Source organism: Metapseudomonas resinovorans DSM 21078 (assembly GCF_000423545.1).
In the GTDB taxonomy this organism is placed as follows: Bacteria; Pseudomonadota; Gammaproteobacteria; order Pseudomonadales; family Pseudomonadaceae; genus Metapseudomonas; species Metapseudomonas resinovorans.
In genome coordinates this window covers 140,710-155,089 of record NZ_AUIE01000005.1, presented here as the reverse complement: position 1 = coordinate 155,089, position 14,380 = coordinate 140,710, and the positions used below count along the sequence as shown (strand labels likewise).

Below are 14,380 nucleotides of genomic sequence, written 5' to 3'. Positions count from 1 at the left end.
AGGATTGCGTGGAGCCTCAGGCCAGCAGCGCGTGCGGGCTGTGCTGGCGGCGGGCCAGTTCCAGGTGCCAGATTGCCTTGCTGGCGCCAGCGGCCTCGCGGGAGGTGAAGGGGCCGGAACGCATCACGCCGTCCACCACCACGAACCAGCAGGCTATATGACCATCAGCCCGGAGCGTTTCCGGAACCGCTGTACCGACCAGGGACATGACATCGACGTGGGACATGGCCTCACCTCCTTCGCTTCACATGCTGCAAAGACTATGGGGCGGGCCGGACCAATAGAAATCAGTTGCCTCAATAGTGGCTATCCATATCAGCAATTGGGCGCCTGTGCGCAGACTGGACAGCACCGAATTGGTGCGTCTAGATTGATGGCTCATGGCCATTGGTCATGAATCATTCCCTTCGACAGGACGTCAATCCATGCTCGCCCTCGCCTGCCCCACCTCTTTGTCCGCCCTGTGCGCCGCCCCTTGCCAGCTCAGCGCAAGGCGCTTGCCATGAACAGCTCGATCAAGCGTTTCTTCAATGACCTCAGCGTTCGCCAGAAGCTGCTGACCGGATTCGGCCTGGTACTCGCCATCACCCTGCTCGTGGCCTGGACCAGCTGGCGCGCACTGGAAGGCGCCCTGCACCGCTTCGACATCCTGCTACGGGTCAACGACATCGATACCAAGCTCTATCAGGTGCGCCAGCACGAGAAGGACTTCATCATTCGCAGTGACGAGCAGGCCATCAGCAGTGCACTGCAGCTTATCGGGGAGATTCAGGGCATCGCCGACAGCACCCTGAAGGTGATGACCATCCCCAGGACCATCGACCTGATGAAGCAGATCCAGGCGGATCTCGGCCAGTACCAGCAGAAGCTGACCGGCCTTGCGGATATGGAGAAAAACAAGCGCAGCGCCCAACAGAACATGGAGCAGGCCGCCCGTGAGGCGCTCAAGCAGTTCGATGAGCTGGAACAGCGCCTCACTGAAGCGGCCTTGCAACAGATCCGCCAGAGCGGCGACGAGAATGGCATTCGCGCCCTGGAAAGCGCGACCCACGCCTCCGGCATGGCCAAGGATGTGCTCACCGCGCGGCGCCATGAAAAGGACTTCGTCATGCGCGGCGACGACCAGTACGCCGGCAAGCTCAATGCCCTGTTCGATGCCCTCGACAGCCGGGCCAATGAACTGGCCGGCAGGATCATCGAGCCGAGCGCCCGCGAGGACCTTGATGCGGCACGCAAGCAGATCGAGCGCTACCGCAGCGAATTCGCCAACCTGCGCCAGAGCATCCAGCTCCATGCCGACTCTGAAATCGAACTCAATACCCGTGCTTCGGGCATTTCCGACTCCTCCACCGATGCATTGAACATGCAGATGCAGTTGCTGGAAGCCGACGCCCACCAAGCCAAGACCATCCTGGCCACCGCGGCCGCCATCGGCTTTGTGGTGGGGCTGCTATCGGCCCTGCTGATCGCCCAACTGATCGTGGTGCCCCTGCGCCAGGCGGTTAGCCAGGCACGCAAGGTCGCGGCCGGTGATCTGACCTCGGATATCCGCAGCGACCGCAAGGATGAGCTGGGTCAGTTGATGCAAGCCATGCAGGACATGACCGAGAGCCTGCGCAGCCTGCTCAAGCGCCTCAGCAGCGGCATCGAACAACTGGCCACCGCCGCCGAAGAGATGTCCGCCGTGACCGAGCAGACCAGCGCTGGCGTCACCCAGCAAAAGATGGAAACCGAGCAAGTGGCCACTGCCATGCACCAGATGGTCACCACCGTCCAGGACGTCGCCCGCAACGCCGAATCCGCAGCCGATTCTGCCGGCCACGCCGATCGCCAGGCGCAGCATGGCACCCTCGTCGTCCAGCAGGCCATCGAACGCATCGAGAACCTGGCACATGCCATCGAGCAATCCGCAGGTGCCATCGAGCGGCTCAAGCACGACAGCACCAACATCGGTACGGTGCTCGATGTGATCAAGAGCATCGCCGAACAGACCAACCTGCTCGCACTCAATGCCGCTATCGAAGCGGCCCGGGCCGGAGACGCCGGACGCGGCTTCGCCGTGGTGGCCGACGAAGTACGCGCCCTCGCCCGCCGCACCCAGGAATCGACCACCCAGATCGAGCAACTGGTCAGCACACTGCAGGACGGCGCCCAGGGCGCAGTGGACATGATGGGCCGCAGCCGCACCCAGGCCGGCCAGACCGTAGAAGCCGCCAAGGAAGCCGGCAACGCCCTGCTGGCGATCAACACTTCGGTGTCCAACATCCAGCAGCTCAACCAGCAGATCGCGACTGCTGCCGAGCAGCAGAGCGCCGTGGCGGAAGAGATCAATCGCAGCGTCACCAGCATCCGGGACGTAGCCGAGCAATCCGCTGCTGCGACTGAAGAGACCTCGGTCGCCAGCGTGGACCTCGCCCGACTCGGCACAGAGCTGCAAACCGAAGTCGGCCGCTTTCGTCTGGCCTGAATGCAAAAGCCCCCTGTCCGCTCGCGCGGACAGGGGGCAACCAGAGACAGTACAGCGGCTTCAACAGGGGGTCCGGTTGCCCAGGGCCCCAACCACCACCGGCAGCCCGTTGGCGAGGCCGGCCGCGCCGCATCGCGACATGCGGCTGCGGGCCTATCGCATCCTCGGCACGCTGTGCTGCCGAGCGGCAAGGTCCCTGGTGGTGACCGCCTCGCGACCCTGCGAGCTTTCCTCATCATCCTTGAGTGACCTTGGCAATTCGTGGATTGCGGCCTACCATAAACACGTTTCGCACACCATGCAAACACGATAAGTGAGCCAAGGACGATTCATTCCGTCATTAAGATTCGCGGCATGAACACGCTTGGATCGCGCATTGCGCACTACAGAAAGCTGAAAGGACTCTCACAGCAGGCCCTGGCCAACGAGTGCGGGTGGGAATCACAGTCCCGTATCGGCAATTACGAGCGGGATACCCGCGAGCCCTCGTTCGAAGACCTCAGGCGAATCGCCAAGGCGCTGGAGGTATCGCTCAACGACCTGCTCAATTCCGTCATGCAGATTGCCGAATCCAAAGATGGCCGCTACGGCCCCACACAGCCCCTCAGCCCACGCTCACGCCAGGTGCTGGAGCGGCTCACGCTTGCCGCCAACGAAGGTCGCCTGGTCGAGCAGGATCTGATCCTGTTGGAACAGATCGCCCGTCGCCTGGAAAAGTCCGACGACTGATTCGAGTCGACCCTTTGCACCGGCTACCTGTCTCATGGACATGGGGTGTCCGATCCCCGTGCATCGTGAGGTACCGCCCATGCTTGCCAACGTAATGAAGATCGCCTTGCTGGCCGTCATACTCGCCAGCAGCAGCGGCTGCATCATCCATCACTTCGATGACGACCATCACCGTGGAGGCTGGGACGGCCGCCACGGACACGATGACAAAGACCGGGACGGTCACAGGAAAGGCCACCGCTGAACTGCAGGGAGCCATGCGGTCGCAGGGCTCTTGATGAATCTTCTGCATCGTCAGCGGCCAGGTGTATAGTCGAAAACCCCGGCCTCCCAGCGAGCGGTCGCCCATGGCTGCTTCCTCTCCCGGAATGTCCAGACGCCACGTGCTCACGGCCTTCGCCGCCCTCGGCGCCGCCCTGGCCATGGGCGATGCCCTGGCCACGCGGATCGACGTGACACTGCGGCCCCGACACCTCCATGCCCGCCTGCTCAACCGCGATCGCCACCTGCGCCTGGAACGCCCAGCCTCCGGCGAAGTCGTCACCTTCTGCTACTTCCGCAAGGGCAAGGGCTGGGATCTGGAAGGCTATCGCCAGGGCTGCCGCATCCTGCGGGACGTGAAATACCGGAGTACGGTGAAGGTCAACGTCAAATTGCTGGACCTACTCTTCCTCATCCAGGCCTGGCTGCGCATCAACCAGTTGCCCACCCGTATCCTGGTCAACAGCGGATATCGCACCCCGCAGCACAACGCCACTCTGGAAGGCGCTGCCCGCCACTCCCTGCACATCCGCGGCATGGCCGCCGACATCTGCATCCCCGGCGTCAGTATCGAACGACTGGGCAAACTGGTTCGCGGCATCGGTGCCGGTGGCGTGGGCTTCTATCCCTCGAAAGGCTTCATCCACGTCGACGTTGGTCGCGTCAGAAGCTGGCGCGTCGCCGAACTGGTAGAGCCAGGGCAAGAGGAATGGGCCCTGGCCGTGCTGGACCAGGGCGAAAACTTCGCCTGATCTCAGTCGAAATCAGCGCAATCGCCGCACACGAACTGGCCGCGCCGGTCCGTCCTGCCGGTCAACTCGCCGCAGTAATCGCACTCGCCATCCGACGCACCGAGCGGATCGATTTCCTCGTCGTCGAAGAACTCGTCATCCAGGTCATCGTCGTTGTCCAGCAGGTGATCATGCTCGGGTTCGTGGAGGTCGAGATCGTCGTCCATAGCACTGTGCCGTAAGGGGAATCGAAAGGTCGCGGACTATAGCGCCGAGACAGTGGAGCCGCCAGACCACCGAAGTCTGGAGGGAACCTCAAGCCGAGTACGTCCGGATCGTGCCCTCCACCCCGGTCGAGGATGTTGAGGTCGGGCTGAAATCGTCTGGCCGCGAGTACCACTGCGCGCAGCGCTACAGGATTGACCGTGATACGGACAAGGTCTGCTACGCGAAAGTGGCGCCCATGGAGATCGCCAAGAACGTCGCCATCAAGCTCCAACGAACCCCCGAAGCACTTGCCATGGACACCGGCAAAACCATCTACGTCGTGGGTTACACATTTCTCGATGGCCTGTTCAAGGCGGGCTACCACAACTGATCGATGCCACCGCGCCGCTGGCTTCGGCCCACGCGGCCCTTTTACCGCCGTGGCACCAGGAATCACCGGGCTGTATTCAGGAGGCCGCAACGCCTAGGGGACAGCCCAAGAAGGTCCGCACCAGGGTGCCTCCCTGGTTTTCTCGCAGACAAACAAAAAGCCCCTGATCTCGTTAGAAATCAGGGTCAAAGCGCACCCGTACCATTCCCATCAGTGCCGAGCTGGAGAAGACGCGGAAGGCCCACTTGGCTCGTCACGGGCGCTTTACACATTGCATGGAGACGCTCCGGCGCGCAGCAACTCCACGGACTTGACCTGGACGTTTTCGTAGTCGCTTAGAACGTAGTTCGTGCGCATCCTGGACGGGCTCTGTCTTTCACGGTAATTGGCCATTCCTGCCCAGGACAAGCATTCTCTGAACGAGGGTCAATCAGCTCATTGGGAAAGATTCGTTCTGCCAAAACCACTCTTCTGCCAGATCGGCCAGTTGCCCCACAAGGGATGCCTTGTTCAGCAGAGTATGTGCATCGTCATGTAGATAGGCGAGCAAGCAGTAATTACCCCTGTCGTCCTTAACATAGATCAGCATCCGGTCAGAGGTACGCCGAAACGGCTGCTTCAACTTCCAACTCTTGAAGAATCGGGGATTCAGGTCAGGGTCGACAGGAATGATATGGATGTGTTTGAGCGCTGCTGCACGAGCACTGGAAGGCCACTCCAGAGGTTCGTCGCGGCCAAAATGATCATGGTCGCCCTGCTGAACATAGGTGGCGAACGCATCGACGAGGGAATCTAGGAAGGAGCGAAGTCGCTGGTCTTATCTTGTCCAGGCTGCGTCGAATACGGGAGATCTGTCGATCCTTGGCTTCGTCATCCTTGACCGGAAGCCTTATCGCGAGGTCAGTAGCTCGACGAAGACGTCTGACAGTTCGCGTGATTCGCTGTCGGAAAGGTGCTGAACCGGTGCGGATTGGGATTTCACTGCCTTCTTCTTGGCAACAACGCGCACAAAGCGGCCGGTCTGCTTGTCCCGAGAGACGAAACCCCTTCCACCGTTGCGATCTTCTGCGCGACCCGCCATAGCAGTAACCCTTTCCAGCAAAGCGCAGCCTTGGCTGCAATGGGCTCACTATACACGTCCCCTAGGGGATCGTCCGGCAACGGACGAAAGTGCCCTTGACACTTTTTCGACACCCGCTTTTTTTTGCAGGCAAAGAAAAAGCCCCTGATCTCGTTAGAAATCAGGGGCTTATCTGTACGGAAAGTGGCGGTGAGGGTGGGATTCGAACCCACGATACGGTTTCCCGTATACACACTTTCCAGGCGTGCTCCTTCAACCGCTCGGACACCTCACCGGAATCTCTTCGAGGCGTTGGCCCCGTCGAGGTGCGCTAATTTAGTGGAGTGTTTTCCGGAATGCAAACACTTTTTTCATAAATTTCATGCGTTTATGAAAATTTCTTCCGCATGCCAATTTCCACTTCTGCTGTCAAGTGGCCGGTCGCAGCATAGCGGAGGCTTTTTGAACCAGGGGCGAGGAGCCAGGAATTGGAGCTGACCGAGCAGTCAGTCTCAGCCCTTTACCTCCACGGTGGCGCTGAGTAACGTCGATCCACTTCTTAACAAGGAACCTGCCATGAGTGAGCTGATCTCCTACCAACTCGAAGACGGCGTTGCCACCCTGACCCTCAGCAACGGCAAGGTGAATGCCATCTCCCCGGATGTGATCGCTGCCTTCAACACCGCGCTGGATCGCGCCGAACAGGACCGGGCCATTGTCGTCATCACCGGCCAGCCGGGCATCCTTTCCGGTGGCTACGACCTGAAAGTGATGACGTCCGGTCCGCAGAACGCCGTCGCCCTGGTCGCTGCCGGTTCCACGCTGGCTCGCCGCATGCTGGCACACCCCTACCCCGTCATCGTCGCCTGCCCGGGTCATGCCGTCGCGAAAGGAGCCTTCATCCTGCTGTCCGCGGATTACCGCATCGGCGTCGAAGGTCCGTTCAGCATTGGCCTCAACGAAGTGCAGATCGGCATGACCATGCACCACGTGGGCATCGAACTGGCACGTGATCGTCTGCGCAAGTCCGCCTTCCACCGTTCGGTGATCAATGGCGAGATGTTCGATCCGCAGGGCGCGCTGGATGCCGGATTCCTCGACAAGGTCGTACCGATCGAGCATCTGCAGGAGGCCACCCGCGCCGCCGCCTTGCAACTGAAGAAGATCAACATGACCGCCCACCGCAACACCAAGCTCAAGGTCCGCAAGGCGCTGCTGGAAACCCTGGATGCGGCCATCGAGCTGGATAAACAGCACCTGGTCTAAGCTCCCGGACACGAAGAAGCCCCGCGATGCGGGGCTTTCTCTTTTGGGGTGGAGTTACATGGCTCCGCCGTTGTCATCGCCCGGTTCGGCACCCGCATGCTGGCCGTGATCGTCGCCGACATCATGGCCCGGCCCGTCGTCCGCGCCGTGTCCGACGCCATGGGGCCCGCCGTCGTCATGACCGGGGCCATCGCCTGCCCCGCGGTCGCTGTGGGCGCTGCCGGGGCCGCTATTTCCAGAGTGGCCACCGTCACCGCTGTGACCACTGCCATCGCCACCGTGGCCGCTTCCGCTACCGCCATGGCCACCTCCGCTACCGCCGTGGCCACCTCCGCTACCGCCGTGGCCACCGCCACTACCGCCGTGGCCACCTCCTCCACCGCCGCTGCCACCTCCTCCACCGCCGCCGCCACTTCCTCCACCGCCACCCCCACCATCCTTGGCATAGGCACTCGATGCGCTGGAGAGATCACCCGGCAAGACGGTGAAGGACAGACTCAAAACCGAGCAGATCGCCATCGCCAGTAAACACTTCTTTAGCGTCATGACAGGCCCCGCGTTCTCTAGTGAGTTACCTAGTGAACACTAGCGGCTGTAACAGAATATTTCATACCGCCTGACCGGTGGTGACCTCACAACGAAGCAGCGCCAACCCACTCACGACCTCCTCGATTACGGTCACCGGGGAACGTAACCAGGCGCTATGGGGATTCTCTGATGCCGGCCTTGGAGAGCGCAGCATGCGGACTTGGGGTTGTTCCTGGATCAACGCGGCCAGGCCGCAGGTGGAGGCTTCCGGGGCGAAAGAGTCGCCGTGAATGCCAATGAACAGAGAAGGCGTCCGGTTGTGTCGAGGATGGGTCAGATCCAACCCGAGGTGATCGAAGTTACCCGTCCAGGCCACTCGCCCCCAATCGCGCATCAGGCTGCGCGCTTCGTGGCCACCGAAACCGATGGTCTTGCCCGGCAGGTATCCGAACACGGCCGTCAACAGGTTGAAGATCATGGCCACGCTGGGCGTCAGCAAGCGCTGCCTGCCCTGCCAGTTGCGGAAATGAATATTCCCGCAGGCCACGCCCACCACCGCCACCTCGGCCTGGGGATTGGCAGCAGCGAACAACGTCGCGATATGCCCGCCCAGGCTATGACCCAGCAGAACCAGGCGACCTTGGGGAAAATGCTGGCGAGCAGCCGTCAGCAAGCTCGGTACGAACTCATCGATCAGGTCACGGTAGCCATAGTCCAACTGGCGGCTCGGTCGTGGGGCACTTTCTCCCTGGCCGGGCCAATCCACTACCAGCACCTGGTTGCCTGCAGCCACTAGGCCCAGGGCAAAGTTTTCGTACTTGCGCGCAGCTACGCCAAGGGCCGGCAACAGGATCAGTATCGGACCGGCAACGGCCGAACGGTAGACCCGATAGGGGCAATGGAACCGACCTGCAGAAAATCGGAAGGCCTCGATCAATGTGTTCTCCTTGTTTCGATCGGTGAGGGGAGCGATCAATTTAGAGCCATTGCTCTAGTCTTGCCATTGCAGAACCTCGGCCTTCGGCAAGACTCAGAAGATCAGGCGCGATAACCTGCGCGCCAAACTTCCCACCAACGGATGAAGGAACAGCTGAACCATGGGTCGAGTCGTTGCCGCCGCTGTATATACCAAAGGCCGGAAAGTCACCGACATAACCCTCGATGAAGGCTTGCAGTGGGCCAGCAAGCCGGGGCACTTCGTCTGGATAGGCCTGCATGACCCCGGTGCGGAAGAACTGAGCAACCTGCAGCGACAGTTCGACCTGCACGAACTGGCCCTCGAAGACGCCCTCACCCGCCATACCCGTCCCAAGCTGGAGACCTTCGGTGACGCCCTGTTCCTGGTGGTCTATTCGCCGATCGAAGTCGAAGGTGAACTGCAGTTCATCGAGACGCAACTGTTCGCCGGCAAGGGCTACATCATCAGTGCCCGCTACGGCGAATCCGCGCCCTACTCCCGCGTTCGCCAGCGCTGCGAGGCACGCCCGCTGTTGCTCGACCACGGCGAAGACTTCGTCCTCTACGCGCTGCTCAGCTTCGTGCTGGAAAACTATCGGCCGCTGATGGACAGCTTCCATGTGGAGCTGGAGGCGATCGAACAGAACGTGCTGGAGCGCCCGCTGGGCAAGTCCGATGTCGAGCGCATCCACTGCTTGCGCCGCGACCTGCTGCGCCTGCGACGTTACATCGGCCCCATGGGGGAAATCTGCGAGGAGCTGCAGCGTCTGGACTTCCCTTTCATCGACAAGCACATGCGGCCTTACTTCCGCGACATCGCCATCCATGTCAAACGCCTGCTTGAAGACCTGACGGGCCTGCGCGAAATGGCCGATCACGCCATTGAAATCGGCTTGTTGCTGGAGTCGTCCAGGCAGAGCGTGGTGCAACGCAAATTCGCCGCCTGGGCCGCCATCCTTGCCTTCCCGACGGCAGTTGCGGGCATCTACGGCATGAACTTCCAATACATGCCGGAGCTGACGTGGCAATACGGTTACTTCGGCGTGCTGGGGCTGGTGGCAACCGGGTGTACCGCGCTCTATGCCAGCTTCAAGCACTACGGCTGGCTGTGAAGGGCAGCGGACAGTGCGCGAACGGGCAACGCCCCGTGCGACAAAAAACCCGCCTGAAGGCGGGTTTTTCCGTACAACTCCGATCAGGCCGCGCGGTCGCGAGCGATGAAGCGCATCATCCACTCAGCCACGGCAGCCCCCTGGTGGTCGCGGTTCAAGCTGCTTACGCCTTGCTTGTAGACCTCATCGCCGAGGAAATCCTGGCGCAGATCGAGCAGTGCGCGGGAGTAATCGTGAACGAACTCCGGGTGGCCCTGGAAGCACAGCACCTGGTCGCCTACGGCGTAAGCGGCGTTCGGGCAAAAGTCGCTGGAGGCCAGCAGCGTGGCGTTTTCGGGCAGTTGGGTGACCTGGTCCTGATGGCTGATCAGCAGGGTCAGGTCCTCCAGCTCGGGGGTCATCCACTCCGGCTTCTGTTTCAGCTGGTAGCTATGGGTGCCCACGCCCCAGCCCTGCGTAGCGCGCTCGGTACGCCCACCCAGCAACAGGGCGAGTAGTTGGTGGCCGAAGCAGACGCCTAGCAGTTTGTCGCCGGCCTCGTAGCGCGCCAGCAGGAACTCCTTGAGCTTCAGGATCCAGGGATCGGTGCCGAAAGAGTCGGCCTTGCTGCCGGTCACCAGGTAGGCGTCGAACGTCTCACCCTCCGGCGGGTAATGCCCCTGCACCACGTTGTAGACACTGAACTCCGCAGCAATCGGCTGTTTGGCGAACAGCTGCTCGAACATCAGGCCGTAGCCTTTGTATTGATCGACCAGTTCGGGGCGGAGAATGTCAGTTTCGAGAATGCAGATGCGAAGTGGCATTAGCTCATGGTTCCTGAAATGCAGAGAGGCTCTATGTAGGGAAAATGTGCGATTTATTTAACACAGTGACGGTGTGATTGAAATACCGCTTGATCCCCTCCCCCATAGCCAACGTCTAACAGGGCGATAGGCTGCATCAGGTGCCGTGCCTCCCCTGCCGAAGCCGCAAGGCTGTGCCGCTCTAGCTCGGCGCTTTACACGCCACGTCAAGTAAAATTGACGGAGCCCGACGGAACTATTGGTGCCGTCGATACTTACCATGCCTGAACGTCGTTTTTTCATCGAAAGGATTTTCGCGACTCTACGCCCACCCCAAGTCCCCCGGTCGCGGAGTCCAGACATGAGCAACCCCACCATTCAGTACGCACGCAATGGCGCCCTTGCCAGCCTCGGCTTGTATTTCGTCGTGGTGATGGTGGTGCTTGCCATCAGCTTCGGTTACGAGCGCGGTCGCATCGGGGTGAGTCCCACAGACGCATCCATGAGTTTCTACCAGCAACTCAGTCAGAGCATCCCGGTGCTGCTGGCGAGCCAGAAGAAACCCAGCGGCAGACACCAAGGCTGACACCAGGCACAGGCACGACTGAAAATGAAACAGCACAGGAATCGACTCTATTTCCTCACCGCCCTGGCAGTCATGACCAACGGCTTTTCGTTGATAGGCTGCGCCCACGGCTCGGTGGGCTCGGTGGCAAAGACCATCGAAGCCAACCACAACATCAGCCGCGGAATCACCAACGAGCGCGCCATACAGGTTCTGTCGGGTAACCCGCCGACCGGCCGCGAGATCTCGCTTCCCGCTGTCTTCGACATGAGTTCGCTGGCCTGCTGCACCAGCTAACCGCTGCAATGGCGCCAGGCCTAGCCATCGAAATGGCATAACCCCTAGGACTTATCCGCTACGGCGTCAGAAGCATTCGTCGACGAATGCAGACACCAACCCATCTACACGTAGGCAACTGACGCCGAACGATTGGACTCGTTCTCTGCGGCAACCAGCCAAACTGACGGAACAGCGCGCGAACGGCTGGGGTAGAGCTATTTGGTCAATCCTTCAGACGGTCAGCACCCGCATCAGATCAGCTTACTTTCGGTTCTGTGGGGGTACCTGGCTTGCGGTGGAGTTCAGTGATACTTGTTTTCAGGAACTTAGGGAGATAGCCCGCATGACTGAAAACAAGTTTCAAGAACGGTCATTGAATCCGCTCACCAAAGGCCTTGGCGCCACCCCTCCGGATTGCCCACTGGAAGCGATAGAAACGCTGGGCTGGAACATACTCGACGAAGACGTCAGCTTGCCGGTGGCGGTCCTGCGCCAAAGCCGCATCCACCACAACCTGGAGTGGATGCGCCAGTTCATCCAGCGCTACGGCGTGCAACTGGCCCCCCATGGCAAGACGACGATGAGCCCCACCCTCTTCCACCTGCAGCTGGCGCACGGCGCCTGGGGCATTACGCTGGCAACCGCGCCCCAGGTACAGGCCGCCTATGCCGCTGGCGTCCGCCGCGTCCTGCTGGCCAATCAACTGGTGGGCAAGGGCAACATGGCAATCGTCTCGCGGCTCCTGCAGGACCTGGACTTCAGCTTCTGCTGCCTGGTGGACTCCCCCGCCAACGTGGACGCCCTCGGACGCTACTTCGACGAGACCGGCCAGCGCCTGCGCGTGCTGATCGAGTACGGCGTTCCGGGCGGTCGCACCGGCATCCGCAATGCGGATCAGGAAGCCGAGCTGCTCGAGGCCATCAGACGCTGGCCGCAGTCCATCGATCTGGTGGGCATCGAGCTCTACGAAGGTGTGCTGCAGGAAGAGGACGCCATTCGCGCGCTGCTCCGCCATGTCCTGCAGCGCGCCCGCGCCCTGGCCGATGGAAACTGCTTCGCCGAGCCGGAGATTCTGCTTTCCGGTGCGGGTTCGGCCTGGTTCGACGTCGTTGCCGAAGAGTTCGCCGGCCAGGATATCGGCCACCCGCTGCAGGTGATCCTGCGCCCCGGCTGCTACCTGACCCACGACGCCGGCATCTACCGCGACGCCGAGCAACGCATCCAGGCCAACAACAGAGTGGCGCGGGAAATGGGCCGCAGCCTGTTGCCGGCGCTGCAACTCTGGGCCAACGTACAGTCGATGCCGGAGCCAGGCCTGGCAATCATCGCCCTGGGCAAGCGCGATGCCGCGTTCGATGCCGGTATGCCCATCACGTCGTTGCACCACCGCCCCGGCTCGGATCACGCACCGACGGCGGCGCCGGCGGACTGGCGCATCACCCGCATGATGGACCAACACGCCTTCATGACCCTCCCGCAGGATGCCGACTTGCAGGTCGGCGACCTGCTGGCCTTCGAGATATCCCACCCCTGCCTGACCTTCGACAAGTGGCGGCAACTGCTGTTGGTGGATGACGACTACCGCGTGGTCGGAGCTGTGGAAACCTTCTTCTAGCCGCCCCCCATTACCCAACCAAGCCCCCGCCCACGGGCGGGATGGCCCCCTTTTGCCTGAAAAACAAGGAACACCCCATGCAAGCAGCGACTGGAAGCCCGCTGTTGGTCTATGCCGCGCTCGCCATCATCGCCCTGGTGGTGCTGATCGCGCGCTACCGCCTCAACCCCTTCATCGTCATCACCCTGGTCTCGGTGGGACTGGCGCTGGCAGCCCAGATGCCGGCCAAAGACATCGTCATCGCCTACGAGGCGGGCGTCGGCAAAACCCTCGGCCACATCGCCCTGGTCGTGGCGCTCGGCACCATGCTCGGCAAGATGATGGCCGAATCGGGTGGCGCCGAGCGTATCGCGCAGACATTGATTGCCCGCTTCGGCGAGCGCAACGCCCACTGGGCCATGGCCTGCATTGCCTTCCTCTGCGGCCTGCCGCTGTTCTTCGAGGTGGGCTTCGTGCTGCTGGTGCCCATCGCCTTCACCATCGCCAAGCGCATTGGCTCGTCGGTGCTGATGACCGGACTACCCATGGTTGCCGGGCTCTCGGTGGTGCACGGTCTGGTTCCGCCGCACCCCGCAGCCATGCTGGCAGTGGGCGAATACTCGGCCCAGGTCGGTCGCACCGTGCTCTTTGCCATCCTCGTCGGCGTGCCCACTGCGGCCATCGCCGGACCGATCTTCGCCCGCCTGGTGGCGCCCCGCATCAACCTGCCGGCGCATAACCCGATTGCCGAGCAGTTCACCGAATCCCAATCCCGGCCCGCCAACTTGCCGGGCTTCGGCATCACCCTGGGCACCATCCTGCTGCCGGTGCTGCTGATGCTGCTCGGTGGCTGGGCTGACCAGCTCAGCGCAGCGGGCTCGACCCTCAATGCCGTTCTGCACTTCATCGGCAACTCGGTGATCGCCCTGTTGATCGCGACCCTGGTGAGCTTCTGGACCCTGGGCCTGGCGCGTGGCTTCAACCGTGACGCCATCCTGCGCTTCAGCAACGAATGCCTGGCGCCCACCGCGGCCATCACCCTGCTGGTCGGCGCCGGCGGCGGGCTCAACCGCATCCTCATCGAAACCGGCGTGACTCGGGAGATCGTCGAACTCTCCGCGCGCTTCGACCTTTCGCCGCTGCTGCTCGGTTGGCTGGTGGCAGCACTGATGCGCGTCGCCACCGGCTCGGCGACCGTCGCCATGACCACCGCGGCAGGCATCGTCGCGCCGATTGCCCTGGCCAGCGGTTATCCGCATCCGGAGCTGCTGGTTCTGGCGACAGGAGCCGGCTCGCTGATCCTCTCCCACGTCAACGACGGCGGTTTCTGGCTGATCAAGGAGTACTTCAACATGACCGTCGTGCAGACGCTGAAGACCTGGACGGTGCTGGAGACGCTGGTTTCAGTGGTGGCCTTCATCCTGACCCTCGGCCTCGCGCGGATGCTCTGA

The 14,380-nt window shown here is 61.8% G+C and carries 16 protein-coding genes, 1 tRNA gene and 1 pseudogene; 12 read left to right on the top strand and 6 right to left on the bottom strand.

Annotation, left to right across the window (positions count from 1 at the left end; all coding sequences use genetic code 11):
• Positions 1 to 16 precede the first annotated feature (16 nt).
• Positions 17 to 226, bottom strand: a complete 210-nt coding sequence (locus tag G559_RS0105330; protein ID WP_028627252.1) for a hypothetical protein — start codon at positions 224 to 226, stop codon at positions 17 to 19.
• A gap of 276 nt (positions 227 to 502) precedes the next feature.
• Between G559_RS0105330 and G559_RS0105325 the strand changes: the two genes are divergently transcribed.
• The 4 genes from G559_RS0105325 (at position 503) to G559_RS0105310 (ending at position 4,209) form a co-directional block, all read left to right on the top strand.
• Entirely contained in the window at positions 503 to 2,467 is a 1,965-nt protein-coding gene (locus tag G559_RS0105325) for a HAMP domain-containing methyl-accepting chemotaxis protein (protein WP_028627251.1), read from the top strand.
• A 354-nt stretch (positions 2,468 to 2,821) separates the two neighbouring features.
• Positions 2,822 to 3,196: a helix-turn-helix domain-containing protein gene (locus tag G559_RS0105320; protein ID WP_028627250.1), complete on the top strand. Its 375-nt coding sequence runs from the start codon at positions 2,822 to 2,824 to the stop codon at positions 3,194 to 3,196.
• 79 nt (positions 3,197 to 3,275) lie between these two features.
• Positions 3,276 to 3,440 carry a hypothetical protein gene (locus G559_RS30675; protein ID WP_169338767.1) on the top strand — a complete coding sequence of 55 codons (165 nt, stop codon included), beginning with the start codon at positions 3,276 to 3,278 and terminating at the stop codon, positions 3,438 to 3,440.
• A 103-nt stretch (positions 3,441 to 3,543) separates the two neighbouring features.
• On the top strand, positions 3,544 to 4,209 hold the full coding sequence (locus tag G559_RS0105310; RefSeq protein ID WP_028627249.1) for a YcbK family protein: 666 nt from the start codon (positions 3,544 to 3,546) through the stop codon (positions 4,207 to 4,209).
• 2 nt (positions 4,210 to 4,211) lie between these two features.
• On the opposite strand, the gene G559_RS0105305 is transcribed toward G559_RS0105310, so the two are convergent.
• Positions 4,212 to 4,415: a hypothetical protein gene (locus G559_RS0105305; protein ID WP_028627248.1), complete on the bottom strand. Its 204-nt coding sequence runs from the start codon at positions 4,413 to 4,415 to the stop codon at positions 4,212 to 4,214.
• 110 nt (positions 4,416 to 4,525) lie between these two features.
• Between G559_RS0105305 and G559_RS0105300 the strand changes: the two genes are divergently transcribed.
• On the top strand, positions 4,526 to 4,786 hold the full coding sequence (locus G559_RS0105300; RefSeq protein ID WP_028627247.1) for a hypothetical protein: 261 nt from the start codon (positions 4,526 to 4,528) through the stop codon (positions 4,784 to 4,786).
• A 430-nt stretch (positions 4,787 to 5,216) separates the two neighbouring features.
• Here the strand turns inward: G559_RS0105300 and G559_RS0105295 are convergent.
• Positions 5,217 to 5,522, bottom strand: a pseudogene (locus tag G559_RS0105295) (type II toxin-antitoxin system YafO family toxin); the annotation flags it as partial.
• Between the two features lie 529 nt (positions 5,523 to 6,051).
• Positions 6,052 to 6,141 (bottom strand) — tRNA-Ser (locus G559_RS0105285).
• A gap of 281 nt (positions 6,142 to 6,422) precedes the next feature.
• Here G559_RS0105285 and G559_RS0105280 point away from each other — a divergent pair.
• Together G559_RS0105280 and G559_RS31140 are read left to right on the top strand one after the other, a co-directional pair.
• Positions 6,423 to 7,112 (top strand): crotonase/enoyl-CoA hydratase family protein, encoded by a 690-nt coding sequence (locus G559_RS0105280; protein ID WP_028627245.1) that lies wholly within the window; start codon positions 6,423 to 6,425, stop codon positions 7,110 to 7,112.
• A 96-nt stretch (positions 7,113 to 7,208) separates the two neighbouring features.
• Complete coding sequence (locus tag G559_RS31140) at positions 7,209 to 7,640, top strand: hypothetical protein (RefSeq protein WP_211228780.1); 432 nt, start codon at positions 7,209 to 7,211, stop codon at positions 7,638 to 7,640.
• 79 nt (positions 7,641 to 7,719) lie between these two features.
• Here the strand turns inward: G559_RS31140 and G559_RS28495 are convergent, their stop codons facing one another.
• Entirely contained in the window at positions 7,720 to 8,577 is an 858-nt protein-coding gene (locus G559_RS28495) for an alpha/beta fold hydrolase (RefSeq protein ID WP_051246424.1), read from the bottom strand.
• A 160-nt stretch (positions 8,578 to 8,737) separates the two neighbouring features.
• Between G559_RS28495 and G559_RS0105265 the strand changes: the two genes are divergently transcribed.
• Positions 8,738 to 9,709 (top strand): magnesium and cobalt transport protein CorA, encoded by a 972-nt coding sequence (locus tag G559_RS0105265; protein ID WP_028627243.1) that lies wholly within the window; start codon positions 8,738 to 8,740, stop codon positions 9,707 to 9,709.
• A gap of 83 nt (positions 9,710 to 9,792) precedes the next feature.
• On the opposite strand, the gene G559_RS0105260 is transcribed toward G559_RS0105265, so the two are convergent.
• Positions 9,793 to 10,512: an amidotransferase gene (locus tag G559_RS0105260; protein WP_028627242.1), complete on the bottom strand. Its 720-nt coding sequence runs from the start codon at positions 10,510 to 10,512 to the stop codon at positions 9,793 to 9,795.
• A 340-nt stretch (positions 10,513 to 10,852) separates the two neighbouring features.
• Between G559_RS0105260 and G559_RS0105255 the strand changes: the two genes are divergently transcribed.
• The 4 genes from G559_RS0105255 to G559_RS0105240 all read left to right on the top strand — a co-directional run bounded on the left by G559_RS0105255 (position 10,853) and on the right by G559_RS0105240 (position 14,380).
• Entirely contained in the window at positions 10,853 to 11,077 is a 225-nt protein-coding gene (locus G559_RS0105255) for a hypothetical protein (RefSeq protein WP_028627241.1), read from the top strand.
• Between the two features lie 24 nt (positions 11,078 to 11,101).
• A complete protein-coding gene (locus G559_RS0105250; RefSeq protein ID WP_028627240.1) occupies positions 11,102 to 11,353 on the top strand; it encodes a hypothetical protein in 252 nt (83 codons plus the stop codon).
• Between the two features lie 355 nt (positions 11,354 to 11,708).
• On the top strand, positions 11,709 to 12,950 hold the full coding sequence (locus G559_RS0105245) for an amino acid deaminase (protein WP_245586471.1): 1,242 nt from the start codon (positions 11,709 to 11,711) through the stop codon (positions 12,948 to 12,950).
• 77 nt (positions 12,951 to 13,027) lie between these two features.
• The gene (locus G559_RS0105240) at positions 13,028 to 14,380 is read left to right on the top strand and encodes a GntT/GntP/DsdX family permease (protein WP_028627238.1); all 1,353 of its coding nucleotides are present in this window, start codon (positions 13,028 to 13,030) and stop codon (positions 14,378 to 14,380) included.

Bases quoted from the DNA above. Each gene is read 5' to 3' on its own strand.
- G559_RS0105330 (WP_028627252.1), bottom strand. From the start codon at position 226: ATGTCCCACGTCGATGTCATGTCCCTGGTCGGTACAGCGGTTCCGGAA.
- G559_RS0105325 (WP_028627251.1), top strand. From the start codon at position 503: ATGAACAGCTCGATCAAGCGTTTCTTCAATGACCTCAGCGTTCGCCAG.
- G559_RS0105320 (WP_028627250.1), top strand. From the start codon at position 2,822: ATGAACACGCTTGGATCGCGCATTGCGCACTACAGAAAGCTGAAAGGA.
- G559_RS30675 (WP_169338767.1), top strand. From the start codon at position 3,276: ATGCTTGCCAACGTAATGAAGATCGCCTTGCTGGCCGTCATACTCGCC.
- G559_RS0105310 (WP_028627249.1), top strand. From the start codon at position 3,544: ATGGCTGCTTCCTCTCCCGGAATGTCCAGACGCCACGTGCTCACGGCC.
- G559_RS0105305 (WP_028627248.1), bottom strand. From the start codon at position 4,415: ATGGACGACGATCTCGACCTCCACGAACCCGAGCATGATCACCTGCTG.
- G559_RS0105280 (WP_028627245.1), top strand. From the start codon at position 6,423: ATGAGTGAGCTGATCTCCTACCAACTCGAAGACGGCGTTGCCACCCTG.
- G559_RS31140 (WP_211228780.1), top strand. From the start codon at position 7,209: ATGCTGGCCGTGATCGTCGCCGACATCATGGCCCGGCCCGTCGTCCGC.
- G559_RS0105265 (WP_028627243.1), top strand. From the start codon at position 8,738: ATGGGTCGAGTCGTTGCCGCCGCTGTATATACCAAAGGCCGGAAAGTC.
- G559_RS0105260 (WP_028627242.1), bottom strand. From the start codon at position 10,512: ATGCCACTTCGCATCTGCATTCTCGAAACTGACATTCTCCGCCCCGAA.
- G559_RS0105255 (WP_028627241.1), top strand. From the start codon at position 10,853: ATGAGCAACCCCACCATTCAGTACGCACGCAATGGCGCCCTTGCCAGC.
- G559_RS0105250 (WP_028627240.1), top strand. From the start codon at position 11,102: ATGAAACAGCACAGGAATCGACTCTATTTCCTCACCGCCCTGGCAGTC.
- G559_RS0105240 (WP_028627238.1), top strand. From the start codon at position 13,028: ATGCAAGCAGCGACTGGAAGCCCGCTGTTGGTCTATGCCGCGCTCGCC.